The sequence below is a fragment of the Arthrobacter sp. UYCu723 genome, assembly GCF_054059215.1.
The window spans coordinates 109,521-134,202 of the sequence record NZ_JBSSBW010000003.1; the positions used below are offsets into that span (position 1 = coordinate 109,521).

24 protein-coding genes and 2 pseudogenes are annotated in these 24,682 nt (G+C 63.6%); 14 read left to right on the forward strand and 12 right to left on the reverse strand.

All coding sequences use genetic code 11. From position 1 onward, the window contains the following. The first annotated feature begins 297 nt into the window (after positions 1-297). From ACVWZ8_RS23675 to ACVWZ8_RS23700, 6 genes are all read left to right on the forward strand, one after another. Positions 298-1,434 carry a diaminopropionate ammonia-lyase gene (locus ACVWZ8_RS23675; RefSeq protein ID WP_456506247.1) on the forward strand — a complete coding sequence of 379 codons (1,137 nt, stop codon included), beginning with the start codon at positions 298-300 and terminating at the stop codon, positions 1,432-1,434. Between the two features lie 14 nt (positions 1,435-1,448). Continuing rightward, on the forward strand, positions 1,449-2,630 hold the full coding sequence (locus tag ACVWZ8_RS23680; protein WP_456506248.1) for an ArgE/DapE family deacylase: 1,182 nt from the start codon (positions 1,449-1,451) through the stop codon (positions 2,628-2,630). Between the two features lie 21 nt (positions 2,631-2,651). Further along, on the forward strand, positions 2,652-3,134 hold the full coding sequence (locus ACVWZ8_RS23685) for a RidA family protein (protein WP_456506249.1): 483 nt from the start codon (positions 2,652-2,654) through the stop codon (positions 3,132-3,134). Positions 3,135-3,177: 43 nt separating this feature from the next. Further along, positions 3,178-4,107, forward strand: coding sequence for a LysR substrate-binding domain-containing protein (locus tag ACVWZ8_RS23690; RefSeq protein ID WP_456506250.1), 930 nt, complete (start codon positions 3,178-3,180; stop codon positions 4,105-4,107). Positions 4,108-4,464: 357 nt separating this feature from the next. Next, positions 4,465-4,857, forward strand: a complete 393-nt coding sequence (locus tag ACVWZ8_RS23695) for a hypothetical protein (RefSeq protein ID WP_456506251.1) — start codon at positions 4,465-4,467, stop codon at positions 4,855-4,857. Between the two features lie 3 nt (positions 4,858-4,860). Further along, positions 4,861-5,568: an RES domain-containing protein gene (locus ACVWZ8_RS23700; RefSeq protein ID WP_456506252.1), complete on the forward strand. Its 708-nt coding sequence runs from the start codon at positions 4,861-4,863 to the stop codon at positions 5,566-5,568. Positions 5,569-5,746: 178 nt separating this feature from the next. On the opposite strand, the gene ACVWZ8_RS23705 is transcribed toward ACVWZ8_RS23700, so the two are convergent. After that, positions 5,747-6,883, reverse strand: a complete 1,137-nt coding sequence (locus ACVWZ8_RS23705; protein ID WP_456506253.1) for a hypothetical protein — start codon at positions 6,881-6,883, stop codon at positions 5,747-5,749. A gap of 416 nt (positions 6,884-7,299) precedes the next feature. Between ACVWZ8_RS23705 and ACVWZ8_RS23710 the strand changes: the two genes are divergently transcribed. Then, on the forward strand, positions 7,300-9,585 hold the full coding sequence (locus ACVWZ8_RS23710; protein ID WP_456506254.1) for a tetratricopeptide repeat protein: 2,286 nt from the start codon (positions 7,300-7,302) through the stop codon (positions 9,583-9,585). 234 nt (positions 9,586-9,819) lie between these two features. On the opposite strand, the gene ACVWZ8_RS23715 is transcribed toward ACVWZ8_RS23710, so the two are convergent. Then, positions 9,820-10,836 carry a hypothetical protein gene (locus ACVWZ8_RS23715; RefSeq protein WP_456506255.1) on the reverse strand — a complete coding sequence of 339 codons (1,017 nt, stop codon included), beginning with the start codon at positions 10,834-10,836 and terminating at the stop codon, positions 9,820-9,822. A 32-nt stretch (positions 10,837-10,868) separates the two neighbouring features. Here ACVWZ8_RS23715 and ACVWZ8_RS23720 point away from each other — a divergent pair, with 32 nt between their 5' ends. Beyond that, positions 10,869-10,991, forward strand: coding sequence for a hypothetical protein (locus tag ACVWZ8_RS23720; protein ID WP_456506256.1), 123 nt, complete (start codon positions 10,869-10,871; stop codon positions 10,989-10,991). 96 nt (positions 10,992-11,087) lie between these two features. Here the strand turns inward: ACVWZ8_RS23720 and ACVWZ8_RS23725 are convergent, their stop codons facing one another. Both ACVWZ8_RS23725 and mobC read right to left on the reverse strand, forming a co-directional pair. Further along, positions 11,088-12,728, reverse strand: a complete 1,641-nt coding sequence (locus ACVWZ8_RS23725) for a relaxase/mobilization nuclease domain-containing protein (RefSeq protein ID WP_456506257.1) — start codon at positions 12,726-12,728, stop codon at positions 11,088-11,090. A gap of 2 nt (positions 12,729-12,730) precedes the next feature. After that, positions 12,731-13,123 (reverse strand): plasmid mobilization relaxosome protein MobC, encoded by a 393-nt coding sequence (mobC, locus tag ACVWZ8_RS23730; RefSeq protein ID WP_456506258.1) that lies wholly within the window; start codon positions 13,121-13,123, stop codon positions 12,731-12,733. A gap of 221 nt (positions 13,124-13,344) precedes the next feature. Here mobC and ACVWZ8_RS23735 point away from each other — a divergent pair, with 221 nt between their 5' ends. Continuing rightward, positions 13,345-13,644 (forward strand): hypothetical protein, encoded by a 300-nt coding sequence (locus ACVWZ8_RS23735; protein ID WP_456506259.1) that lies wholly within the window; start codon positions 13,345-13,347, stop codon positions 13,642-13,644. Positions 13,645-14,212: 568 nt separating this feature from the next. Here ACVWZ8_RS23735 and ACVWZ8_RS23740 read toward each other — a convergent pair. The 7 genes and pseudogenes from ACVWZ8_RS23740 to ACVWZ8_RS23770 form a co-directional block, all read right to left on the reverse strand. After that, positions 14,213-14,623 (reverse strand): annotated as a pseudogene (locus ACVWZ8_RS23740) (ParB/RepB/Spo0J family partition protein); the annotation flags it as partial. Positions 14,624-14,809: 186 nt separating this feature from the next. Then, positions 14,810-15,070 (reverse strand): hypothetical protein, encoded by a 261-nt coding sequence (locus ACVWZ8_RS23745; protein WP_456506260.1) that lies wholly within the window; start codon positions 15,068-15,070, stop codon positions 14,810-14,812. A gap of 301 nt (positions 15,071-15,371) precedes the next feature. Then, positions 15,372-15,977 (reverse strand): DNA-binding protein, encoded by a 606-nt coding sequence (locus ACVWZ8_RS23750; protein WP_456506261.1) that lies wholly within the window; start codon positions 15,975-15,977, stop codon positions 15,372-15,374. A gap of 155 nt (positions 15,978-16,132) precedes the next feature. Further along, positions 16,133-17,005 carry a tyrosine-type recombinase/integrase gene (locus ACVWZ8_RS23755; RefSeq protein ID WP_456506262.1) on the reverse strand — a complete coding sequence of 291 codons (873 nt, stop codon included), beginning with the start codon at positions 17,003-17,005 and terminating at the stop codon, positions 16,133-16,135. Continuing rightward, a complete protein-coding gene (locus ACVWZ8_RS23760) occupies positions 16,926-18,134 on the reverse strand; it encodes a hypothetical protein (RefSeq protein ID WP_456506263.1) in 1,209 nt (402 codons plus the stop codon). The genes ACVWZ8_RS23755 and ACVWZ8_RS23760 overlap by 80 nt, the downstream gene beginning before the upstream one ends. A gap of 457 nt (positions 18,135-18,591) precedes the next feature. Further along, positions 18,592-19,785 carry a tyrosine-type recombinase/integrase gene (locus ACVWZ8_RS23765; protein WP_456506264.1) on the reverse strand — a complete coding sequence of 398 codons (1,194 nt, stop codon included), beginning with the start codon at positions 19,783-19,785 and terminating at the stop codon, positions 18,592-18,594. Between the two features lie 50 nt (positions 19,786-19,835). After that, positions 19,836-20,771 (reverse strand): annotated as a pseudogene (locus ACVWZ8_RS23770) (ParB/RepB/Spo0J family partition protein); the annotation flags it as partial. Positions 20,772-21,189: 418 nt separating this feature from the next. On the opposite strand from ACVWZ8_RS23770, the gene ACVWZ8_RS23775 reads away from it, so the two are divergent. Further along, complete coding sequence (locus ACVWZ8_RS23775; RefSeq protein ID WP_456506265.1) at positions 21,190-21,435, forward strand: hypothetical protein; 246 nt, start codon at positions 21,190-21,192, stop codon at positions 21,433-21,435. Positions 21,436-21,610: 175 nt separating this feature from the next. Here ACVWZ8_RS23775 and ACVWZ8_RS23780 read toward each other — a convergent pair whose 3' ends face one another. Next, a complete protein-coding gene (locus ACVWZ8_RS23780; RefSeq protein ID WP_456506266.1) occupies positions 21,611-22,201 on the reverse strand; it encodes a DNA-binding protein in 591 nt (196 codons plus the stop codon). Between the two features lie 233 nt (positions 22,202-22,434). Here ACVWZ8_RS23780 and ACVWZ8_RS23785 point away from each other — a divergent pair, with 233 nt between their 5' ends. The 4 genes from ACVWZ8_RS23785 (at position 22,435) to ACVWZ8_RS23800 (ending at position 24,471) form a co-directional block, all read left to right on the forward strand. Beyond that, on the forward strand, positions 22,435-23,127 hold the full coding sequence (locus ACVWZ8_RS23785; RefSeq protein ID WP_456506267.1) for a helicase associated domain-containing protein: 693 nt from the start codon (positions 22,435-22,437) through the stop codon (positions 23,125-23,127). Between the two features lie 329 nt (positions 23,128-23,456). Next, entirely contained in the window at positions 23,457-23,789 is a 333-nt protein-coding gene (locus ACVWZ8_RS23790) for a hypothetical protein (protein WP_456506268.1), read from the forward strand. After that, positions 23,770-24,084: a hypothetical protein gene (locus ACVWZ8_RS23795; RefSeq protein WP_456506269.1), complete on the forward strand. Its 315-nt coding sequence runs from the start codon at positions 23,770-23,772 to the stop codon at positions 24,082-24,084. Before ACVWZ8_RS23790 ends, ACVWZ8_RS23795 begins: the two co-directional genes overlap by 20 nt. A 12-nt stretch (positions 24,085-24,096) precedes the next feature. Continuing rightward, the gene (locus ACVWZ8_RS23800; RefSeq protein ID WP_456506270.1) at positions 24,097-24,471 is read left to right on the forward strand and encodes a hypothetical protein; all 375 of its coding nucleotides are present in this window, start codon (positions 24,097-24,099) and stop codon (positions 24,469-24,471) included. Positions 24,472-24,682: the final 211 nt, after the last annotated feature.

Below are 24,682 nucleotides of genomic sequence, written 5' to 3' on the forward strand. Positions count from 1 at the left end.
ATCCGACTTTGGTGCGCAATGTCGGGGGGCGGAAATCCTCCGGCCCTGAGCCGGATGACGCGTCTGAAGATCGTCTTCGCCGTTTCCAAGGGGAATGTGGCGACAGTCACGGGTGGGTTGGGTTCCATCATGACGGTCCAGCGCTGAAAGTAAAAGCGGATTTTCGTGGCCGGTAAGATCCACAAAAACAGGACGTTTCACGAAACGGTGAACTAAATGCTATTTGAAGGAAAAGTAAAAATAACAACGCAGTAACCATCGCTTTTGCTTTAGCCCAAAGTGTCGGAACATGGTGGCATGCCTTCAATAGACACCGCCTACTGGTACGCCCATCCCGCCGCCCGGACCTGGCAGACCGCGGCCCCGGACTCCGCAGCGTCCTTCCACCGGACACTGACCGGCTACGCTCCCACCCCGCTGACCGAACTTCCAAGTCTGGCTGCCGAACTCGGGGTGGGCCGGGTATTCCTCAAAGATGAGTCCAACCGGCTCGGACTGCCCGCCTTCAAGATTCTCGGCGCGTCCTGGGCCGTGTGCCGGGCCTTGTGCGCCCGTTACGGGTTGGACGCCGAGACCATGACCGTTCCAGCGCTCCGGGATTACCTCCGGGCCGGCACCACGCCCCACGAACGGCCTGTGCTGGTCACTGCCACCGATGGAAATCACGGGCGCGCCGTGTCACGCATGGCCGCCTTGCTCGAGATCCAGGCCCGGATCTACGTTCCCAATGGCCTTAGCCCGGCCGCGGTCGACGCCATCCGGGGCGAAGGTGCAGAACTTCACCATGTGGACGCAATCTACGACGACGTGGTCGCCGTCGCCGCAGCGTCAACGGAAGGCAGCAACTGCGACCTGCTGATCCAGGACACCTCGTGGGCCGGCTACAGCGACGTCCCACGCTGGATCGTTGACGGCTACGCGACGCTCTTTGACGAAATTGACGAGGCTCTGACGCAGTCCGGCTATGCCGGGCCAGACCTGGTGGCCTGCCCGGTCGGCGTCGGCTCACTGGCGCACGCACTGGTGGATCACTATCGGACACCCGGTAACGCCGCACCGTCGCTAATCAGCGTGGAACCGGAAACTGCCGCCTGCGTCGCCCAGTCGCTGCTCGCCGGCCGTCCTGTCGTGGTCGACACTTCCTACCCGTCCATCATGTCCGGGCTGAACTGCGGGACGCCCTCCGAGATGGGATGGCCCACCCTGCTGGCAGGGATGGACGCAGCTGTCAGTGTCACCGAAGAAAACTGCCGGCAGGCCGTCATGGACCTGACTGAACTTGGCCAGGATGTGGGCCCCTGCGGGGCTGCGTCCCTGGCCGGGGTGCGGGCCGCCCTCTCCAGCCCGGAACGGCGACAGCAGATGGGCCTCGACGAAACCTCGGTGATCGTCCTGGTCAGCACCGAAGGCCTGGCGGCCAACCCGCTCCGATGAAAGACTCATTCCCCATGGAAACCAGCGAAAACGTCAGTCCAGAAACTGTGCCCGGCGTGCTGGAGGACCCGGTAGCGCTCCTGCAGGACCTCGTCCGGATTAATTCCGTCAACCCGGGCCTGGTTCCCGGCGCGCCTGGAGAAACAGCCCTTGCAGACTTCACGGCCGCCTGGCTACAGACACGGGGCTTCACCGTGACCCGGCTCGAAGCCGTGCCCGGGCGCCCCTCGATCGTTGCCGTCGCGGCCGGCATTGGCCAAGGTAAGAGCCTGATGTTTAACGGCCACCTCGATACCGTCACGCTTGCCGGCTATGACGGGGAGCCTCTTGAGCCCCGCATGGAGGACGGCCGCATGTATGGCCGCGGGACTTTCGATATGAAGGCCGGCATCGCCGCGATGATGGTCGCCGCGGCGGCCGCAGCATCCCGGCCGCATAGGGGCGACATCATCGTTGCCCTCGTCGCGGATGAGGAGTTCGCCAGCGCCGGCACCGAGGAAGTCCTGCGGCATTTCACGGCCGACGCCGCCATCGTCTCAGAACCCACGCACGAGGACATCGTGATCGCCCACCGCGGTTTCGTGTGGTTCGACGTCACCATCCACGGCACCGCCGCGCACGGCTCCCGCCCTGATCTGGGTATCGACGCGATTGCTAAAACCGGCAGATTCCTCACCGGCCTCGAGGAGCTCAGCCGGTCGCTACTGGGCGGCCGTGCCCACCCGATGCTGGGCACGGGGAGCATCCATGCCTCGCTCATCCGCGGCGGGGAGGAACTTTCCAGCTACCCCGCGGCCTGTGCCGTCTCGCTCGAACGACGCACGGTACCAGGGGAGAGCGCCGCAACGGTGGAGGCCGAACTGCGGCAAATCCTCGACGCCATAGCCGCTTCCGACCCCAACTTCAGCTACAGCCTTGCCGCGGGTCTGGAACGCCACGCGTTCGAGGTCCCCGCCGACGCCCCGATTGTCCGTGCTGTAGCGGCCGCCGCGGGGGCGGCCACGGGGCAGGCCGCCACCGTCCGTGGCGAAGCGTTCTGGACCGATGCTTCCCTCATGCTCGAAGCCGGGATACCCGGGCTGCTCTTCGGCGTTGACGGCGGGGGAGCCCACGCCGCGACCGAATGGGTCGACCTCGACTCGCTGACAAGGGTCAGCCAAATCCTTGCCGCCACCGCCACCGAATTCTGCCACTAACCACACCCTTGAAGGACAAAAATGACTGACCAGACCACCACCCTGTCCCACCGGGCCCTCCGGGGAAGACTCGCCAAACTCGGGTTGGAACTCCCTGACATCCCCAAAACCGTCGCCGCCTACGTACCGGCCGTCCGGGTCGGAAATACCGTCTACACCTCGGGGCAGCTCCCCCTCCGGGAAGGCAAAATGTCTGCTGTGGGCAAGGTCGGGTCCGACGTCTCTGTCGAGACGGCGGCCGACCTGGCCAGGACGTGCGTTCTGAACGCGCTGGCCGCCGCAGGGGCCTTGGGCGACCTGGACCAGGCGAGAATCCTCAAGGTCACCGGTTTCGTCGCCTCCGCCGCCGGCTTCAATGGTCAGCCGGCGGTGGTCAACGGCGCCAGCGAGCTGCTGCTGGAGCTCTTCGGCGCCCGTGGGGAGCACGCCCGCTCGGCAGTCGGGGTGGCCGAACTGCCCATGGATGCCCCCGTCGAGGTGGAGATTATCGTAGAGTTTTCCTGACCGGCGCGCCAGGCTCCGAATCGATGCGGCAGAGGGGACAGATGTGCTGAATGTCGTCCGGCTCAGGGTCTTGCGGGAGCTGCATCACCGCAAGACCCTGACAGCGGTGGCCGCCGCATTGTCCTACAGCACGTCAGCGGTGTCGCAGCAGATCCGGCTGCTGGAAAAGGAAATCGGCGTCCCCCTCGTCGAGCCCACCGGGCGCCGCCTGCAGCTGACCCCCCAGGGCCTGATCCTGGTCGCCCACGCCGAGCAGATCCTCGACTTGCTTGAACGTGCAGAGGCGGACGTCTCCACCTCCATGTCCCAGCCCCGAGGCGTGGTCAAGATCGCGGCCTTCCAGTCCGCAGCGCTAACGATCATTCCCGACGCCCTGAACGAACTGCGCCGCCTGCACCCGCAGCTGACGGTCGAGTTCGAACAGGGCGAACCGGAAGCCACGCTGCCATCTCTGGCCTCCTCCGAATACGATCTTGTGATCGCCGAGTCATTCCCCGGACTGCCACTGCAGTCACTGCCGGGGATCACGGTCACCACGATCATGGACGATCCACTATGGCTCGTCATGGACGCGACCATCGCCGACGGGCTGGACCCGGGCCAGGACCTGATCGCGCAGCTCGCGGACGCCCGCTGGGCGGTAGAGACCGCAGACTCAGCGTCCCGGACCTGGCTAACCAACCAGTGCCGGAAGGCAGGCTTCGAACCCAAAGTCATCTGCTCCTCTGAAGATGTTTCGGTGCACTTGCGGTTCGTCGAAGCTGGGCTGGCCGTCGCCGTCCTTCCCGGCCTCGCGCTCGTTGGTGCATCGACGAACCTTCGCCGGTTTCCCACGGCCGCGGGTATGCAGAGCCGTCAAATCCTTCTCGTAGCCAGAGAAGCTTCCAGCACCCGCCCCGCCATAGCGGCCGTTTCCGCTGCCCTGCACCGTGCCTCCGCGGCCTATGCAACCGGTAGAACCAGCGAAAGATAACATCGGAGCAGGGTACCTTAACTGCGCGTTGCCGCGGCACCGCAGTCGGTCGCCCGTATATGGAACCACCGGCTTCCAAGCGGTGGCGTCGCTTTTCCGGCCATGGGACGGACATGCAACAGGTGACCCAGAGCTTGTGGAACACTCGCCTGCCCCGCCCCTTTGGTCCCAGCGTCGGAATGGACGAGGGGCCTGCCGGACGAGGCTCTTGTCGGGGGAGGGGAGCGCAGTAAAATGTGAAGTGTTGTCCTGTCAAACTGACTACCTTACATAATCACGGTTATCGGTGTTTCAGGGTGTGATCTAGGATGTGTTTTAGACCTTGATTCAATGAGCCTTTTCGTGGGACCATGAACTATGACTGCAGTGACAGGCGCCCGCGGCGGGCTGAAGGCACACCAGGATTCCATCCGGCTGGCCGACGACGTGCTGGTCCGGGATCTGAGGGACTTGCTCGGAGCAAAGCTCGTCGCCTACATCGGTTCCGTGAAAGAAACCCGGGCCGTCCGGCAGTGGGCCGACGGGGAACGGAAACCTTCCGCCGAGGTGATGCACCGGCTCCGCACCGCCTACCACGTCGCCGCCCTGCTCGCGGAGCGAGATTCCCGGGCCGCAGTGCAGGCCTGGTTCCAAGGCATGAACCCGCAGCTGGACGATGTCCCCCCGGCGCGCCTGCTCCGCGAAGGCCAGCTGGACGACGCCGGCCCGCAGGTGCTGGCCGCCGCACGCGCCTTCGCAGCCGCAGGCTAATCGGTGGTTTCTGCGCAACTAACCGCGGCCGAGGCCGCCGGCAGGGTCTGGCGTGTCGGCTTCCGCCCGGAACCGTGGGCCTGGAGCGGCTGGGAATGGGCCACCGACGGGCGGTTCCCGGGACGGTGGGATGACCTTCACGGCAACTTCCGCACCATCTACGCCGGCTCGTCCCTCCTGGCGTGCCTGCTCGAGGTTCTGGCGCACTTCCGCGAGGATGCACGGCTGAGCGTGGAGCTGGACGAGATCGTTGAGGACGACGAGGATAGGGTTCTGCATCCCACCATCGCCCCGGGGCAGGTCCCCCGGGAGTGGCTGGAAGTGCGCGCTGCCGCGTCCGCCGAGCTGTCCGGCCGGTACTGTGCCGTGACCGCCTCGGGCAGCATCGCGGCCCTGTACCCGTACTTCATCGGTATGGCCCTGAGCCTGGGTCTGGCTGACTTTGACGGCTCCGCATTGAAAGACGCCAGGCCCCGGCGCCTGACCCAGGCTGTCGCGGCCTGGCTCTACGAGATGACAGACTTTGATGGCGTCACTTTTGCCTCCCGTCACGGTGACGATCTCCAGCTCTGGGCCATTTTCGAGCGCCCCGGCGATCCACCGATCACTCCGAACATCCAAGATGTGATGGTCGAAGAACTGCTGCAACACGACAGCCCCGAAATCAGCGACGCCTTCCAGCTTCTCGGGCTGCAATGGGAGAAGGACTAGTGCGCGTCTCCTAAATTGGTGGCGTGCCGGCTGGAGTGCTGAACGGGATCCCGATCGTCGTCACTTGTAGCGGGCCTATTGCGCAGCCCTCGTGCACCCAACAGCTTGCAATTGAGATTGCCCATCCCCCGGGCATCGTTCGGCACCTGACCAAAATTTCACGCTCTACGAGTCAGGCTCACGTGGGTGGTCTTTGCCTCCCAAAAAGTTGCTCGTAGACCTGGATCATGTTGCCAAGAAGTTGTACGTCCCCCACTGATTCTGGAAACTTGTGGGCTATCTGCTGGACGAGGGCGAGGTTGTATTCCACGGCCAGATGCGCACCTTGGGGTGTGACGACCGAGAAGTCCAACTTATGCGCTACAGCATTACGAAGCCGTCTGGAGCTTGCTGCCCACGCTTCGAGAACGGTTCCGGCGTCAAGTCCGAGGACGGGTGCCAGGCTGCTGAGCAAGGTGCTCACCCTCGGGTTCGTGCTGTAGACGCTAGTGAGTCTCCCAAGCTTGTCGTCAGGCAGGTCGGGATGTCTAAGGTAACAAAGTCGCAAGGCCAGCTCCATGAACCTGTCCGAGTTGAGGACGGCCGATTCGAACTGCCCCAGACACAAATCGTCGATGGAAGTTATGGCCAGGTTTAGGAGATAGCGAACCTCGGGGCTGAATACGAGCCCCTCGCAGTAATCCAAGAACTCCTTGTACTCAACGGGGAGGAGTGAACGCTTGGCCCAGACGTCCATTTTGTCGTTGTAGTGGATCGTGACCGGCTGGGGAGCTGAAATTTCCGGTTCTTCTGCAAACGTAATCGGATAGCAGTCGAATACACCCGGCAGCTGTCTGGCGGAAATAGGTTGGACGCCGTGATCGTGGCGAACGATCCGATAGGACGTGAGCACGTCATTCAGATAGCGCAACCCCGTATCCAGCGAGACACGCCGGTCGAGGATGGTCTGGCCGAGGACTCCAAAGATAAGAATCGATCCTCCTGCGCGACTCTCGGTCGCCCCGAAGGAGACCTTGACTGGGAAACTTCCCGATACAGCGAAAATGACCTCGCCTGCGGACTTGCTGTACCGGCTCGCGGTGTACCCAGGAGGGAGTGGGATAACGGACGTCGTTGCGGCAACAAACGCATAGCCATGTTCAGCACAGAACTCGGGTACGCGGGCCAGTACTCCCCTCAATGCATTGCCGAGAAGCTCTTCCACATTGATTTCAGATCGAAGGGCATACACCGCCTCGGCGAAGCTACCCAGGACCAAATTCCCGTCGTCATGCAAGTACGGCATGTACTCGGACGTGAAGTTCTCGTCGGCCATCAAACCAAAAATGGTGCCCATCGGATCACTCAGCGGACCATCTTTCAAGGAAATCCCCCAGTCTAGGACTCAACAGTATTAAGCCTACGGTCACGGCATTTCGTGAGTCGCACGTATCAGTCCCTAGGATGCCAGACTCCCCTGCACGGATCCTTTTCATTGCCTTAGCCGTGGCAGTCTTCGAGGCAGCCGGAACAGTTCAAGCCCATCCGAAGACTTACGCCTAAACTCTCTGGGAGAGACGCTCAGTAGAGATGTCCAACAAGGACCTTCAGGGGGAACGCTTGCCTTCATCCTGGCGCTCACGGAAGCGCCGCGAACTTAGTCTTTGGCTGCTTGCTTCCGCCGCCATTGTCGGAGCCGCCAATGCTTTTCTCAGCCGCGTCGGATGGGATCCATGGATCTTAGGGACCCTCGTGATTGCATGCGTCGTTTTGGCCGTCGTTTTCGCTTTCGTGAAGGAAAAGGGCAAAGCTGCGGATGCCGTAGTAGCTGTCCGCCAGCAAAACATGCGAACCAGTGGGCCGGAATCGATGCTCGGTTTGGCGGCAAGGAACATCCCCCTCAGCACGTGGGGTGTCCACAAGGCCCAAGTCAAAATCCCCTATCTCCACCGGGATGCGGAAGGCGAGGTCAAGAAGGCCATCGGGCTCCTGCAGCCGGTCCTCATTCTGGGCTCCTCGATGGCGGGTAAAACTCGGATGGCCGCCGAACTCGTGCAAGATCTTTTTCCTGACAAACATGTGTTCATGCCGGATCCCCCCGATGGCGTCGCAAACATCATGAACGCTGGCGAAATGCCCACGCAGCATGTGGTCTGGCTCGATGATCTCGAAAGATATCTCCAGGATTCAAAGAATCTGAAGGGGAGGTGGATTGAGGATCTTCAGAAGAACGAGAACGTCGTCATAGCCACCATGCGTGCGACCTCCTATGAAGCGCTCATGCCGAGTGACGATCGGCCCAGAACCCAGTGGGAGACCCTGCAATATTTCACGAAGGTGCATCTCACCGATCAATCATCTGAAAACCAGAGGCTAGCTGCCCTTAGCGGCAACCCGAATGTGAGTAAGGGCGTACTTGACTACGGTTTGGGGACCTATCTGGGTGGAGGATTCCTGGCAGTAGAGCTGTTGGACGCCGGTCGCTCCACCAACCCCGTTGGAAGAGCTCTCGTGCTGGCTGCAATTGACTGGCAGCGTTCGGGAATCGGCGAGCTAGTCCCCGAGGCGACCGTTCGGGATCTTGCTTCCTCCTACATGGATGGACTCAAACCTCTGCCATCGGACGAAGACATAGAAGCGGGCTTGAAGTGGGCCACTGCGAAGACAGTTGGGGGTAATCTCTTCGCTCTCCTAGCAAGGACCGAGGATGGATCTCTCCAGCCCTTCGACTACCTGGTTGATCACATCGCCGCCTCTGGTGAGCCGATTCCTAGGCAGTTGTGGCAGACAGCCGCGCAGTCTGACGTCCGAGCTGGGTTGTTGAACAACGCAGGTATCACAGCGCAGTTCACTGGCCAAGATGACATCGCCTCCGTGTTCTTCGAAAGAGCTGCCCACATGGGGGATCCGGACGCGATGGTCAATTATGCAATCGCACTTGAACGCCAAGACCGCATCTCCGAAGCAAAGGCTTGGGATACTAAGGCAGCTGAGGCCGGCTACCCTCGCGGGTTGACCGGACTGGGAGTCAACTTGCTCAGGGAAGGAAAAACAGAAGACGCTGAGAAGCTTTTTCGGCAGGCCGCAACTGTCGGGGACGGATCGGCAATGACGAACCTCGGCCACATACTCATTGGCCGTGGTGAAACCGCTGAGGGAATTGAGTGGCACAAACGCGCCGCAGAGGCAGGGAGTGCCCTCGGCATGACGAACTACGGCCTGCAGCTGGAGCTCCAAGGCGACTCAGCCGCGGCTGAGGTTTGGTATCGGAGGGCCGAGAGCAAAGGCGACGGCGCGGCCCTATTCCAGCTGGCGATGCTGGCCAACAAACAAGGCAAGACCAACGAAGTGGAACCCCTCCTGCGCAAAGCTGTGAAGCGGGGGAATCCCTCGGCCATGGGTTGGCTGGGTTCGATCATGGCCGCCAAAGGTGAGAAGCAAGAAGCAGACAAATTATTCGAGAGAGCTGCCGATCGCGGAGGAGCAGTCGGTCTTGCAATGGTCGGAAGGAAACTGGCAGAGGAAGGGAACTACGACGAAGCGGAAAAACTGTTCAGGAGAGCAGCCGAGGCGAAGCTTCCCTGGGCGATAACTGGCCTAGGCGTGATTTACGCGCGCACCGGCCGTACAGAAGAGGCTAAGGCTCAATATGTGTTGGGCATTGCGGCTCGCGATGACCAAGCCAGGCTTAATCTTGGCCGACTTCTCATCGATGAAGGCGAGCTGAGCGCCGGTCAAGCCTTGCTTCGCACAGCAGCCAATCTTGGATCCGCGTCCGGAATGTACCTGCTGTCGCAGTCTCTATTACTGGGCGGAAAGACCAAGGATGCGGCGGAAGCGGCCATACTCCTTGAGAAAGCAGCGATTTTAGGGAATCTCGACGCGCTCTGTGAATCCGGAAAGAGAGCTGCTGATCAAGGTGACAACGACACAGCATTCCAACGCCTGAAGCAGGCTGCGGACGGGGGGAACACCCACGCTGCCGAGTGTCTGGCTCTGATGAAGACACAAACTGGCGGGATTGATACGCCGAAATAAGTATCGGCATAGTAGAGGACAAACGCTGGCGCTCCCTCTCCGATGCGTTAGCGTTCCATTCCGCCGCGTTTCAATGTTTTCCCCTTGACGCCCTGTCTGGCCGTCGGATCTCTCAGCCTGCTTTTCGACCGACGCCGACCGTGAGCGGCGCAGCCACTTGGAGGTCGAACTGCGGGCGAAGCTCTCCCCTCTTTACGTGGTAGGTGGTTCAAGTCTTTGCGTGGGTAAGTGGTTCTAGCGGGTCAGGCCGTTCTTGCCTCTCTCAGAACCCATTGCTGCCCCTGTTCGCGATTTTCTCGCTTTGGCGGCGCCCTTGCCCATGGTCACTGCTGCGCTCGGGTGGGTTCCTTCGCTGCGTGCGGCCGCGAGGCGCCCACGAATCTGGGTCTCATTCGCTCCGGTGTTTGCCAGGGACTCAGCGAACTTTTCGTGATGTTCGGCCGACCCGTAGCCGGCGGTCGACGTGCTCTCTGTTTTGAGGCCTAGGTCTTTGAGCCGGCTGCTGTCTTTGCCGGTGACGTGGTTTTCGATGTCGCGGCCGAGGCCTTCCATGCGGGTGAAGAGTTCCTTCTCGGCTAATTCGTACCGCTGGTCCAGGTACTCCCACTGTTCGCCCTTGACACCGGCCGCGGCCAGAAGCCTGGCCTCGTGCATATTCTTGGCTGCTTTGACGAACGCGGGATCCTCGAAGTGCGCGTCGCCGGCGCCGTTGATGTTCGCGGTGGTCTCCTTGCGCAGCTGGTCGATGTCGGGACCGTTGATGCCGTCCTTGCCGATGAGGAATATGCGTTCCTGCACGGTGGCGTCCGCTGCCGCCACTGCCTTGGGGGTCTTGGCGCTGTGGGCGGTCCGCAAGGCCTGGGCCAGTTCGGGGTTGGCCAGGTATTCCGCGGGTACCTGGTGGCGTTCCATTTCCGGGGCCAGTGTCGCGGCCTGTGCGCGGAGTTCTTCGGTGCGGGCTGCTGCGAGCAGTTGCATGGACTTCTCGTGTTCGGCGGCGGCCTTGCGTGTCTCTTCCTCGCTGCGGGCCTGCTCGTTCTGCCGGGCCTTCTCGGTGGTGGCGGTGGCAATCCCTGATTCCAGATAGGCGGCGTCTGTGCCGACGTCGTGGGTGTCGATGCCGTAGCGGGTGAAGACTTCCTGACGGATCTTTTCCGAGGCGGCCAGTGCGGTCGCATCGTGGTCTTTCCAGCCTTCAGCGACGGCGTGTGCCGTGCCGTGGCAATGTCGTGGGGCTGGGCCTTGTCCCACCACTGGTCCTTCTCCACGGGCGTCAGCGCCGCGTGGGCGGCGCTACGTTCGGCGGAGAGCATTGCCTGCGCTTCGTGCGCCACCTGAGCATCCTGGTGTTCCTGTTGCCGCTGGGATTCCTGCCGGCGACGGGCCAGGGTCTCGGCAATGCGTGAGGCGATCATCAGCGACTGCCGTAGCCCGCCGTCCACAACGTCATCCATTCCATCTGATTCACTCATCGTGTTCCCCTTGCACTAGTGGTGTGAGTCTTATCGGTCCAGGCCCGGCCCGGAATCGCTTCGGCTGGGCTGGTAAGTCTTGGCAGGTGTCGCCGGTGTCGGCGTTGCGGGGACTACTGATCCCGGGCGGATGGGGACCATGCCGCGCCGGGCGATGTCGATGGCCCTGGGCGGCGCTCCTGCCTCCGTTGCAGACTGTTGTTTCTCACCGACCAGCACGGCCTTGGGCATGGTGCCAGTGAACGGGGCAAGCTGCTGCTCGACCACTGCACGGATTCGCTGCGCCTCACGGGTCCGTCCGGACTGCTGATGCATTTCATAGACTGCAAAGGCGGTGTTGATCAGCTGCACCATGAGTGCTGTTTGAGCGGCCGTCTTGTTCTTGCTGGACGCGGCCATGAACAACATGGCAGTCCCGGCAATCGACGGCAACGCGACGGGCTTGCTGTGCTGTCGTGGTGCCCGGAGCTGGGCGGTGCGGGACAGTTCAGCGGCGGTGGCCGCCAACGGACCCGGCGTCGGTTCCAGCCGGTAGGACCATGCCGCGAACGCGCCGGATACTTCCCTCGCTGCTTTCGCCCAGGTCGCGTGATCGTCACGCGGAATGGTCCGCAGCTGATCCGCCAGAGCGGTTGCGTTACGGGTGTACTCCACCCACATTTCCGCCGGGGGTGTTCCATTCTCGGGGCCCGTCTTGGACACGGTGCGCCTGTTGCGGGCCGCCGCGTTCCACTCTGCTGCGGCTTCGGTTGCCAGGTGCGGTGAGTCCATCCATTCTTCACGCAAAGCACCCAGCTTTAGATCGGACGCCAGTGTCCCGCCGCCAAACCAGATGGGCCGCTCGCCCTGTTTGGGGCGTTCGGCCACGGAGTACCCAACGATGACGTCGGTGGTGTTCTTCGCGTAGCGCGGCCGGACCAACAGGCCCGTGTCACGGGCACGGCGGACGAACTCCCCCTCGGTAGCCGAGGCGCTGGCGCTGGCGCGGACTTTCCGCGCCAGGGATGAGCGGTGCATCTCACGCTCGTCGCGGACAGCAGTGGCCTTCTCGGCGCGGTCGTAGCCGCGGGTGGCGTGCACGGTGGAGAGCTGCTCCAGACCGTACTTGACCTCGAGTTCGCGGCAGGTCTGCTGCGCCCGCTTGTAGTCGCCGTGGGTGGACGCCTTGGTGCCGTCCTCGCGGACGAGGGACACGGCGAGGTGAATGTGGTGGTTGCCGTTCTCACTCGTACCGTGGTTGACCGCAACCCACCGGCAGCGGGCCTTACCGCTGGTTTCGGTGAAGCCCATGGAGTCCACGAAGTCGTTGGCGATGTCGCCCCACTGCTGGTCCGTCAGCGCGCCCTCTTCGGCGCGCAAACTTAGCGAGCAGTGCCACACGGACGCGTCCTTGTACCCGACGTGAACGCGCTCCTTCTTGGCCGCGTCCCACTGCATGTCCTTGATCTGCACCGAGACACCGAACATCTTCCGTGGACGGTCCAGGTGCTTGGCAATTGCCAGGGCATCGTCCCGGTCCAGGACACCGTCGTCGTACCACGACATGATCGCCGCATCCCCGGCCACCAGATGCGGATCGGTGTGAGCGTTCTTCGTCCTATCCGCGTCAGTCGAGGCCAGGTAAACCATGAGCCCGCCCATGCGCGAACCGCGGGTGATGTTTGGAATCATCTCTACATCAGCCCGTCGATGGCATCGTCGATTCGCATGGCCACCGAGCGGATGTGCTTCAGTGCTTCGCGCGCTTCGGCGGGAAACTCGTTCGTGGCGTTTGCCTGACGTGCGAGCTGGTTGATGTTGCTCGAGGAACGGGCCAGCAAATTATGCAGGGACATCAGTTCCGCGGCAATGGCACGGCGTTCCGTCGTCGTCTCCTGGGTCTCGGACAGCGCCGAAGAAATCAGCAGGTTCGGGACGGTGATCTTCTCCCGCTCAGCCCTCGCGACAAGCGCCGCTTCCTCCTCAACAGTGACCCACAGGTCACGGCGCTTCTTCGTCCCGGCCGGAGTGTTCTCCCGACGGCGACGCGACAGATTGAAACGGTGAGCAAATCCCTCATCCGACATTCAATCCACCCCTCCAAAGGCCCAGCGCAGCAACCCCGAAACCGGGGACCACACTGACCAGTGTGCCGCACACGACCACCAGTGTCGAGCGAGACAAGCCACTTACACCCGTGTAAGTGTATAGCTTGCTCCGCACGGTTGGCTTAGGACGTTTTTGACCCCCGTGTGCGGGGGTCAAAAACGTCCTTCCGACTGTCAGCGGTGGCCGGTAGGGTTTGGGTATGGATATCAAGGACATCGCCGCAAAAGCCGCCGCCAAGATCGACGCCGCCCGGGACGCCAAAGTAAACGCCGTCAAACAGGCTGCTGCCAGCGGTGTCGAGGTCCAGGAAACTGCTCAGCTGCTCGCCGCAGCAGAACAGAAATACGCCAAGGACTACCAGGCCGCCCTGCGCGCAGACTGGACCGAATCCGACTTGCGCGGCTTCGGTCTGGACGCTCCGGCCAGGAAAGCCGGCGGGCGGCCGCGCGGCCGGAAGACCACGCGGGAGTCGGCTCCGGTGGCTGGCGTGTCGGAGTAGTAACCCCTCGCCCACGGTACGGCAAAAGCTATTTCCTCCGGGCTTTTCCCGCACACATCTGGACGACGGGACCCAACCTGACCGGCTGCACACAACCACCACGTCACCCTCCCAAACGCACGTCACCCTGGGTATGCGGTGGCCGTGCACAGTCTCCGTATCGAGCGGGCCGGGTCGCAGAGATTTGAAGACCGGACGTCCGCGTTGCCGTCCGCGTGTGCGGATAAACAGAAAAGGACCGGCCTGGTGGCCGGTCCTTTTCTGCTCCTCGGACAAAGGAAATCTGTGATCCAGGCTAGCTGAAGGTTGCGCCGTACCTGAACGGCTAACGGGTCATCGAATTGTGCGCGTGGTGCCACCGCGTGGGGTCGTGTGGTCTGCCGATAGGAGCCGCGGCACTTTGATGGTTCCTGGTGGTCGCGTCAAACGGCGGTCCGCCGCTGATGAGCAGCTTCATTGGTTCGCACAGGGCGGCGGACCGCCCAACCTCTGGAAGGTTCCTGATCCTCATGTGGTGGGTGGCCGGGGTCCTTGCCGGGCGGTGAGGGGTTCCGCCCGGCTAGGGGTCCTACTCGGCTACATGTTCCTGTGCGGGTGCGGCGCTGTCGAGGATGATCTGCTCGACCGGGCTGGCCTTATACCCCCAGGCAATGAGCCGGGTCAGGTAGTCGACGTGGCGGACGCTCGGGGACCGCCAGGAGTCCTTGGCGATGGTCTTCTCATACCCAGCGCAGACCAGCGCGATGAGGGAGAACTCGGGCCGGGCCGTGGACCTGGCCACGTGGTCCCGCAACGGGTTCCAACCCCACCGGTCCGGGCTCTCCTCCGCCTTGGCCCCGGCCATCTCAGCGGCGACGGTTGCCTCGTAGCCGCTGGCCGTCTCGGGGTGGTGGGTGATGGCGTGGACGGTGAAGTGCTGCCAGCCCTTGGGCGGCTGTTTCTTCGCCAGCAGCGACTTCACGAAGTCGCGGCGGACCACAGGACTTCTCTGCACTTTTCAAGTCCGGACTACGGGCTGAGAGCTTTTATCAGTCTTCGATGTTCTCGCCTCGGAAATCTGACCGGAGGCGTTCCGCTCGGCCGTCCTCTCAAATGCGGCGTCGATGTACGCAGCAAGGTCATCCTCCAGCACGCCCGGGTCAGGGTCGGGTATAGCGTCCGGATGCTAACGGTGAGCCAGGAAGAACCACACAACAATGACTCCGATGAGTGCGGCGGCGTAGATCACGAACTCCACCAATCTATCCGTGCTGTTTCTGCGCGCCATACCGGCACCCCAGCCAGATGCTGACTTGTCCGCAAGAAGTTCCCACGCCAGCCTGCGGGTTTCGGGGTCATTCGCTGCCGTGGCCACCTCGGAATCGTTCCACTTGATTGGAGTCCATCCAGAGCGGCCGTCTCCCGTCAGCACCTCTCTGAGGAGCATCCGAAATGCGTCGTCTCGGACGCTTCCAGGCCGTTGCATGAACCACGATTCGTACCGCCGATGCCGCTGAAGCACATAGTCGTATAGCTCTGCGGCTGCGGGAGTGAGCAGTCCACGTAGGCGCGTGCCGGATTCTTCCTTCATGGTTATCTAGGTCCTATGTCACAGCGGTAGTGTGCTGGGCCCCGCCGGCCGATTCCGTTCGAGCCTGTTTTCCTCGAGATGACCGGCCGCGGCAAACGCAGCTCGCAACTGGTCGGCATCCGCTTCAGTGAAGTACGTCGAGAAGGATTTGAGCTTCTTAGCCGCCGGCATTCTTCGTCTCCGGGGAAACACGCTGCAGCAGGGCATTGTTCACCTGCTCCAGGGTGGTGGCGCGTACTTCGGCCGTGGCCAGCTTCCGGACCGCGTCCGCGGCCTCCTTGGCCGCGGCCCGTTCGGATTCCCGGGATTCCTCCAACTGCTTGCCGGTAGCCGCAAGCTGTCGCTCCAACGCCGCGCTCTGCGCCTCCAGCCGTGCCATGTCCTTGCCATGCTCGGCGGCGGCAGCATCACTCTCGGCGTTTGCCTTGTCCAGGTCGGCGACGAGCTCGGCGATTTCAAGGTCCTTTTCTTTTCGTTCCTGCGCCCAGGCGGCTTCAATGGCGGCGTGACGCTCAGTTGCCACGGTGGATGCCTCTGCCCAGCAGGCGCCGGCAAGACGGGCAGCCTGCTCGAGCAGAGCCGCTGGCGTCGCGGCGACCTGTCCGCCCGCGGCCTGCTTTTCCTCAGCCCATTCCTTCAAGTACCGGGTAGCGTCGGCGTTGCTCACGCCGGCGGCCGCACGGACTGTCGACACGGTCGGTCGGCGGTCGGCACTTATCTCCGCGGCCGCGGCATAGACACGGTCCTTCACGCTTACCGTCATCAAGAGCACCTTTTCGATTTAGTTTGGGTAGTAGTAGTATCAATACTACTACTGGGCTTTGGGATGAAATGCCGATTCGGATGCGGTGCCAGTGCCCAGACAATTACCCTTCCCGCCCCCGGCCGGTGCTCGGAGCTTGGTGCTTCTGTGACCCTTCAAGCGCGGATAGCCGGAATGCCGAGATTGGTTGGGCCGAGCCGGTGTGCGTCGGCGCGCTTGTCCTGGAGGAATCGGAGGGTGAGGTCGATGCCTTCGAGCTCGCCGAGCCATCCTTTTGTTTCGGCGAGCTCGCGTCGGGCGATGAGGTCGGTGTTGATCTCGTCGAGGCGCTGGATCATGACTGGGTCAACCTGAAGGAGGGGGCAGCGGATGCAGGCGTGTTCGTGCTCGCAGGGGGTGGCGTAGGGTCGCCCGCAGGTGCCGAGTTCGACCTTGCGTCTATCGAAGTGTTCCTCGAATTCTTCCCATTCCGTGCCGGTCGCCGCACGATATTCCCGGGCAGGCCGGGCCGCCCGCCTGCGGGCGAGGTGGGTCTGGTAGTGGCGGATGACGTCTTCCTGGAAGACGGTCACGTAGCCGTGGGTGGTCTGCACATCGAGATGTCCGAGGAGGGCTGCTCCGATGTGGATCGGCAGGCCGTGGTTGACGAGGTCGGTGGCGAACAGGCGGCGGAAGTCGTGCGGGGTAAACCGGCATCCGGCCAGCTCAGGGTGCTCTACTGCCAGGGCATCGCTGAGTTTGCCGAGTTCTGCGCGCAGTGTCCCGGGATTGATGACCTCGGTGCGTTGCCCGATCGTGCGCTGGAACAGAAACGGCTGCGGCTCACTCGTGATGCGCTCATACGGGTCAAAGCGGGTCGCCAGAGGCACGCCCCGCCGGTTCCGGGTGAGGCGGCGGATGATGGTCGCGACCACATGGAACAGCTCGGCGGTCATCGGGATCACGCGCTCACGGTCGGTCTTGGAAGGGGCGACCACCAACAGGGCCACAACTTCCCCGTTGGGCCGGGCATACTGGCGGATGCTCACTTGGGATAGCCAGAAGTTCCTCGCAACGCAGCCCGGTGTGCCGCAAGGTCTCAACGGTTGCCCACTGCCAGAACGCGGCGTCCTCAGTGAACGTGACGTTAAGCTTCCGTCCGGTCGACTCATCGAGCACCCGGATGTTGGCATGGCCATGACGCTCGGCGTGCCGGGCGTCACCGACGGTGAACAGCCTTCGATAGTTCTTCGCTCCGACCGTCAGCGCCTGGTCGGGTTCGGCATCGGTCGCTGCGTTCAGGAGGTCGTGCAGGTGGTCCCGGCGGGCTGTCACAGCGGCCACGAAGGCAGGAAGGAGCGGTTGAAGCAGGCGTATGCGGCCATCCATGCGTTCCTTGGCTCGGCGTTTCGTTTTCGCCTGTGACCTGGTCTCCCTGCTGCCAATGGGGCAGGGCGCAACCCATCGGGCCCAGCGTTCGGGTTCCTGGGCTGCCCAGCCCTGGATATCGAGGTAGAAGGCCCGGATCGTGGTCAGAACCGCGTCCGCGCTCAGACGCGGCTGCCCGTCGCCGCGGATCTCCAGGACTGCCCGCCAGCTCTCATAATCTTCCGGCGCGAGGGCGAGATCCGCCTGGGCGGGGTTGACCTTCCTGACCCCGGTCCAGAACTTTCCGCAAAGGTCCGCTGCGATATCCCGCAGAGTCGAATAGTCGATGTCATGGCTGCGGCGCGTCAGGTAAGCCACGAACAGTGCGTGAATGTCCGGGTCGGTGATGTTGTGTCGGTCAACGAGCTCTGCAGGCGTCATCGCCGGGGCACGCTTCGCTCCGCGCAACGTGGCGGGAACGTGCGCGGGGAAGTGACCGGACTCGGCCATCACCCGCCAGGCGAGGTGACCGACGTAGGACTCGTAGCCGGCGCCCCAGCGGCCCTCGCGGGTGGCGATCGCATAATGAAGCAGCGCCTCCGCGCTCAGATCGGCGAAAGCGATGCCCTGGGTCGTCAGCGCGGCGGCAACATCGAAACGGGCGCACCGCTTGAAATGCGCCGAGGCTTCGTGCCCGTCGACCAACGCCAGAAACCGCTCCACGGCGGACAGGAAATCCTGCTTTTGCGTAGGGGTATGGGACTGCTGACGACGCTTCACCGACGCACCGGCGACAGCCGATTGTTCCACCGTTGAAGGAGATTTTTTCTTTAAGGACGAACTATTTTTCGATGATGATTCCATGGGTGTTGCAACTCCCGATTTTCGGGGGTGTTGCAACGATCGCTAGAACTCGCCCTCCCCGTCCAGACGACGATCCCCTGTGGTCAGTTCCCGGATCCGGCGGTCCCCGTCGTTCAGGCCCGATGCCACCCATCGTTGCTGCCATGTCCGGCCCGGGTGCCCCTCGAGGTAGCCAAGCAGCCACCTCAAACCCGCGCGGCGCAGCGAGCACCTCGGTTGAGACCGCGGCCAGATCTTATCGACCAGACCGTTGATCATCTCGAGAGTCGCCGTGTCCAGGTTCCCTTGCGGGCGCGGCGGGACCGCTGGCGGTGTTGCCGGGGCGGCCATGATGACGCTGCGGGTCCGCGGTCTTCCGGCCGAGGCAGGCTCGAGGCGCCGCTGTTCCGGATGCTTGAGTCCTTTAACCACCGAACACGACCGTGAAGTCGTCCGCGTCATACCCTGGCGTCAGCGTCGGCTCCGGCCGCGGTGCGGCAAAGTGCTCCTGTACCTTTTGAAAGACCTCGTCAATCCGCGGCCGCAGATACGGTGCCATTGACGACACCCGCCGGTGGCGGGTCACGGCCATCACCTCGGGCAGTGTCAGATTCGGGTCCGACACCATCCGGTCGATCGTCGTGTGCCGCAGATCATGCAGCGACCAATCCGTTCCCAGCGCAGTGTTCGCGCGCTGAAGTACCCTGCGGGCCGCGTGATAATTCAGCGGTCGAGGCTTCCCGTGCAGGGCACGCCAGATCAATTCGTCTGGTCCCGGGCTGCCATGCTCATGGAAGTACGCTGCCAAATGCCGCAAGGACTCCGGAGACGCGGGAACCGGTTCCAAGATCCGGGACCCTTTTGAAACAACCCAGACGCGCTGCCCGGACCAGTCCACCTGGCCACCCCGGACTCCGAGAAGCTCGCTCGCCCGGGCACCCGATGACAAATACAAGCTCACGAGCGCCCTGTCACGGCTCGTCCGTAATGCACCGATCAGCTCATCAACAAGATCATCCGGAATCGACCGCGGCGCCAGCACGGCCGCCTTCTGCCTCAACGGCGCACGACGCATTCCCGGTGTCTCCTCCAAAGGGTTGCGGTGCGCCATCCGCGCCCGACGGCCAGGACTCTCCGGCACCGGGTTCACCACCGGCCCGCGGCCAAAGCGGGCATGAAAGGCATAGAACGAAGCAAGAACAGCCAGCGCGTGATTGATCGTCGCCGGCGCATACCCCGCAGCCAGCGGCCGCTTCCCGGTCCGCGGATTCATCAACCGGGCCCCGCTCCCCCGCCGCTGAGGATTCACGGCCGAGCGCATCCAGCCGACCAGGACCTCAACCTCCAGACGGCCCGCCTGGTCCCACGGAACGCCGATCAGTTGCAACACCCGCCACCAGCGCATCAGGTCATTCCCATACGAACGCACCGTCAAAGGGCTCATGTCCGTCAACACGAGATCGCGAAGAAACACCGAGAACACCTCGATCTCCCGCCCGGCCTCATCGACCACGGCATACGGCAGCAGGCCCGCCGCGTTTTGCCGGACAGCGCCAATGCCAGGCAACCCGATCTGACCCTCGAGCAGCTTCAACCGCATTTCGTCCACGATGACCACCTCTCCGGAGCGCCTCGGATCAGTCTCCCCTGAAGTTCAGTCAACAGGACCGACTGCATCAGCTTGTTATTTTCGATCAGGGTTTTCCGCTCGGCCTTCTGCTCCTCCGTCAGCGGACCCTTGTTCGCCGCTGAAGTCCCGTAGCCGCTGTACCGGAGCGTGAAACCCAGCTCCCTCCATCCGGCCACGACCGGGACGGTGGAGTGATGGCCGTTGTAGGAGGTTAGAATGTGCACGGCGTTGGCGTCCTCCTCGGTGGCCGGTTCCCCGTCGGCCCGGTTCAGCGAGGACACCCGGACGTTCTCACTGTCCCCGTCGTATCCGGCGCGTTCCACCACCGTGGTCCCGGCGGCTTCCAGCTCGGCAGTCAGTGCCGCGAGTGCGGCCGCGCGGTCACGGCGGTCCCGCAACTGCTGGGTGACATGGGCGAGCATGTCCGGCTCATCGGCAATGACCGATTCCAACTCCTCCACCGCTTCCCCATCAGAACCAAACTCGGCCAGAATCAGGGCCGCCTCAATCGTGTACCCCTTGCCCAGGGCGGCCGATCCGGTGTCGGTGGACTTCGCTTTCAGCGCGCTCTCCACGGTCGTCTTCGTCCGCCCGGTCTTCTTCGCGATCGCGGCAGCTGAAACGCCGATCAGCGACAGCTGGTGATAGGCGTCCGCCTCGTCCGCTTCGGTCAATTCAGCACGCTGGATGTTCTCCACCACCTGCGTCACGATGCGTTCGGCTTCCTCGGGGGACTCGATGATCATCACCGGAATGCTGGTGCGTCCGGCCTCGACGGCGGCACGGGTACGGCGCTGTCCCATCAGAACGTGCACGACACCGTCGTCCTTGCGGTGGGCGATGACAGGTTCCATCACGCCGTGTTCCCTGATGCTGGCAATGAAATCCGGTGTCAGGGCCGCGTCTTTGCGGACGTTGATATCCACAGTCAGGGTTGCCGGCTCGAGCATTTCGAGGATCGGTGTGGTGTTCATGGTGTTGCTCCTTCTTGTCCGAGAAGTCTTAGGTGAGTGGGGCGGCCGACGTGACCGGCCAGCGTCCCTGCCCCCCGTTGTTTTTTGGTTGCTGGCAAGCTCGCTTGCTCGGCGGCCGACGGAGGCCTATCTACCGCAGGCAAGGGGCAGGAAATTCCTGGAGGAAATCAGCGACGAAGGAGCCCCGGAGGGACATTTCCTGCACCGCAGGCCCCGACGAAGGAGGGGCTCGACGGGCTGGAGCGGACGCCTAGAATCCGCAGGACAGCAACAAAAAACGCCGTTAGGCAAGACAGGGCCAGGGTCTCCGGAGCTCTGCGACGGAGCGCCCTGGACCCAACAGCCGGCCGCGCCAGCGGACGCCCTTTTCGGGTGCGAGCCCTGCGAGTATGCCTTTCCTGCTGAGTAGGGTGAGGCTATGAGTGATCGAGCACCGCGTTCCGGCCGCCCACACCGTGCGCCGCACGGTGCCGGGTTGGAGTCTCCGCGGGTCCTGAGGTTCCTGGCTGTGGTGTTCACGGTCGCCGCAGCAGGTTCGCTGGTGCTGGTGGTCCTCGATCGCGCCATCGGCCGGCCGGCGGGCGGCGATGTCTTCATCACGGTCCTGAATGCCCTGGCGGCTTTCGTGTTGTGGCGCAAGATTTCCGAACAAGCGCGGACATGAGAAAGGGCCGGCACGTGGCCGGGCCTACCTGGCGGGCAGGCCCAGCCGGACCGGCTTAGGTGCTGTGGCTGCGCCGGGTCGTGGAAACGGCGCGGTAGGTGGTGATGAAGGGCCTCGAACGGTCCGGGAGCTCAGGTAAGGCCCTGCAGCGCAGCTCAACGCCGGGGGGGGTTCGCTACTGGTTCGCTTGGCCCCGGTCATCCTTGTCCGGGGTTTCCGGCACGATGCGCTGCAGGAGAGCGTCGTGGGCCTTTTGCAGGGTCTCTGCCCGGGCCTCGGCCGCGGCCACCCTGGCCACCGCGTCGGCTGCGGCGCTGCTGGCCTGCTGTTCGGCGACGCGTGCCTGCTCCAGCTGCGCCTCCATCGCCGCGGCCTGGGTATCGAGTGCGGCGACCCGGGCGGTGAGTTCCGTGACGGCGGCGTCTTTCTCGGCGGTGACCTTGTCCAGGTCAGCGACGAGTTCGGAGATCTCCAGCCCCAGATCCTTCTTCTCCTGCGCCCAGACCGCTTCCGCCGCGGCGTGCCGCTCATTCGCCAACGTAGATGCTTCGGCCCAGCAGGCCCCGGCCAGGCGCGCCGCCTGTTCCAGCACCGCTGCCGGCGTCGCGGCGACCTGACCACCCGCGGCCTGCTTCTCCTCCACCCACTCCTTCAGGTACCGGGCGGCGTCGGCGTTGCTCACACCCGCCGCCGCCCGGACCGTCGAGACGGTCGGCCGGCGCTCGGCACTGATCTGCTCCGCAGCCGCAAACACACGGTCTTTCACACTCAACGCCACGGCGACAACCTCAAAAGTAGTAGGAGTAGTAGTAGTAGTAGTAGTAGTAACAAAACTACTACTCCTACTACTTGGTAGCAATACCGCCGCCGAATTAGCCTGCCCCGTCGGCCCTTTCCGCCACCCGGGAGCTGGGGCCGCGGCGGGCCGGGCGCCCGCGTCGCTGGCCCCCACGCCGCCGGCCCGCCCTGAGGGGAGGCCGTGGCAGGATGGGCTCCATCATGGACAGGCGGTTACGGCGCGCTCCGGACGCGGAATGGGTGTTGATGTACCGGCTCGGACTGAGCCGGCAACGCATCGCCGACCTGGTGCGCGCCGAGCCGGCCACCGTCGGATACCACCTGGTCATCGCCCGCCGCCAGGACCCGGGCCTCGAACCCGCACACCACGCCGCCGCCGCCGGCGCCAAACCCGCCCTCTCCCCCACGGACCTTGCCCGGATGGATGAGATCACCGCCTGGATCACGGCCGAGGGCCGGTTCCCCCGTGACCGCTCCGAGGACAAGGGTGAACGGTCGATGGCGCGGTGGCTGTCCGAGCGCCGGCGCGAAGCAACCGACGGCATCTTGGACCCGGCCTACCGGGACGGCCTCGCCCAGGTCCCCGGGTGGGAGGAGAACCCCAGGGCAGCCGCGGACGAAGCCCGGTGGCATGACCGCCTCGCCCAGCTGGCGGACTTCCGCGCCGAAGGCAACGACTGGCCCCCGCCACCACCACTACACCTCAGAACGGGAACACACCCTCGGGGTGTGGATCCACACCCAGCGATACAAACACCACCGCGCCGACCTCGACCCTGGGAAGGTCAAGCTTCTGGACGGCGCCGTTCCCGGTTGGCAGACCGGGCGGACCCGGGGCCGCCCGCCCCGCCGGTGACCGCAGGTTCAGCGCCGTGCCGGCAGACCCACCCGTGAATGTTCTGCCGGCCCGTTAGACTCGTTGAGGCTCTCCTGTCCCCCAGCTTGGAGAGTCGGGAGCCTCCACGCTTGAGTCCTTGATTCGCGCGGAGGCTTCCTCATACCCCCAACAAAGGCCCGCGGCCGGACATGCGGTCAGTACAGCGTGCCGTTCTGCCGGGTTGTGCCCATTGGGGGTCAGGTGGAGCCCTCCGCACAGCTCAAAGCTGTCCCCACTGGCGTGCAACCCGTTCTTTGTCGGTGCCCTCGCCTATCCTGAAAACCTGCGGCCCGGGTGGCCGCATTTTCGTGGAGTCTTAAGCGTATATATCTTCTAAGGTTGTTTTATGGGACCCGAACAAGCCTACGAACTGCAGAGGCAGTACGCGAGGCGGGCCGGCCCGATTGGGCTGACGGTGGAAGAGCTCGATTTCGAGCACTTCCCCGCCAAGAACGGCTTCCCCGGGATCCCGGTGAAGGCGTGGATCAGGTTCCTGAACTGCGCCGAGCTGGTCGACGGTGAGGTGTACGCCTGGACGGCCAAGGCCGTCGAAGTGACATGGAAAGACGGTCCGGTAACCTACCGGACCTGGGTGTGGAGTTCGGCGGTCACCCGCCGGGAAGAAATGATGACCAGGAACTTGGGAGAACGCGTAACCCGTGACAGCAGTAGCGAATGAAACAACCCTGGGCGTTGACGTTGACGTCCGGTTCACCCCGGCCGGCACTCCCCTGGCCGTCCGGCACGAGGGCCGCATCTGGGCCGTAGCCGCCGCCCCAGTGCACTGGTTCACCCGGGACGCCTGGTGGGACACCCAACGCACGGCCGCCGTGGGCAGCGGCGACCTGGTGAGCATCGAGTACTGGCGGGTGCAGGTACGCCTCAATACCAACTCCGCGCTGCGGACCTTCACGCTGCGACGGAACCCCCTCTCCACCCAGTGGCTGCTCGAAGACATCAGCGACGGCGGCTAGGCGGCGGTGACAGTGAACCCCAAGCCAATCAGCGATCAGACCTGGGCAGGGATACGGGCAGAATTCAGCCTGCCGACCCTGGAACAGGTGCGGCGCCGGCTCTCCGAGCTGATGGAAGACCCCGAACCCGTGATGCAGCGACTCGTGCGTGTCTTCATCGACGACGGCACCTTCTGCCCGGGATTCCAGTTCCTCCCCGGCGGACAACTCCACCCAACCGTCCTCGGGCTCTTTGAACGTGCGCGGGAGCTGCAGATCCCGCACAACTACTTCACCCTCTGGATGATCACCCCCTCCGGGGACCTCGCCGGGGCCCGCCCCGTTGACCACCTGAAAGGTGACCCCATGCCCCTGCTACGCGCGCTGGACGCCTACAGTCGGCGCTAGGTCCGGCACTTGCCGGGCTACGTGGGCGTCTGATCCGAGGACCCTGACCTCTTTTGATTACGGAAACGAGTTCTGACCTGCCAGGCACCGGCTATTTTGCCGGGCAACCGGGACAGCAAGCAGACCTTCAAAAAGGGTCGTTTTTGACAGCACCTATCGGCGGTATGATCTGGCGAGCACTCCCTTGTTGAAGTGCATACGAGCGTCTTCA

What these genes read in the sequence shown, in the direction of transcription:
- ACVWZ8_RS23675 (WP_456506247.1), top strand. Translation starts at nt 298, where the DNA reads ATGCCTTCAATAGACACCGCCTACTGGTACGCCCATCCCGCCGCCCGG.
- ACVWZ8_RS23790 (WP_456506268.1), top strand. Translation starts at nt 23,457, where the DNA reads ATGGGACCCGAACAAGCCTACGAACTGCAGAGGCAGTACGCGAGGCGG.
- ACVWZ8_RS23785 (WP_456506267.1), top strand. Translation starts at nt 22,435, where the DNA reads ATGGACAGGCGGTTACGGCGCGCTCCGGACGCGGAATGGGTGTTGATG.
- ACVWZ8_RS23750 (WP_456506261.1), bottom strand. Translation starts at nt 15,977, where the DNA reads ATGACGGTAAGCGTGAAGGACCGTGTCTATGCCGCGGCCGCGGAGATA.
- ACVWZ8_RS23695 (WP_456506251.1), top strand. Translation starts at nt 4,465, where the DNA reads ATGACTGCAGTGACAGGCGCCCGCGGCGGGCTGAAGGCACACCAGGAT.
- ACVWZ8_RS23705 (WP_456506253.1), bottom strand. Translation starts at nt 6,883, where the DNA reads ATGGCCGACGAGAACTTCACGTCCGAGTACATGCCGTACTTGCATGAC.
- ACVWZ8_RS23680 (WP_456506248.1), top strand. Translation starts at nt 1,449, where the DNA reads ATGGAAACCAGCGAAAACGTCAGTCCAGAAACTGTGCCCGGCGTGCTG.
- ACVWZ8_RS23775 (WP_456506265.1), top strand. Translation starts at nt 21,190, where the DNA reads ATGAGTGATCGAGCACCGCGTTCCGGCCGCCCACACCGTGCGCCGCAC.
- ACVWZ8_RS23745 (WP_456506260.1), bottom strand. Translation starts at nt 15,070, where the DNA reads ATGCTCCTCAGAGAGGTGCTGACGGGAGACGGCCGCTCTGGATGGACT.
- ACVWZ8_RS23735 (WP_456506259.1), top strand. Translation starts at nt 13,345, where the DNA reads ATGGATATCAAGGACATCGCCGCAAAAGCCGCCGCCAAGATCGACGCC.
- mobC (WP_456506258.1), bottom strand. Translation starts at nt 13,123, where the DNA reads ATGTCGGATGAGGGATTTGCTCACCGTTTCAATCTGTCGCGTCGCCGT.
- ACVWZ8_RS23725 (WP_456506257.1), bottom strand. Translation starts at nt 12,728, where the DNA reads ATGATTCCAAACATCACCCGCGGTTCGCGCATGGGCGGGCTCATGGTT.
- ACVWZ8_RS23685 (WP_456506249.1), top strand. Translation starts at nt 2,652, where the DNA reads ATGACTGACCAGACCACCACCCTGTCCCACCGGGCCCTCCGGGGAAGA.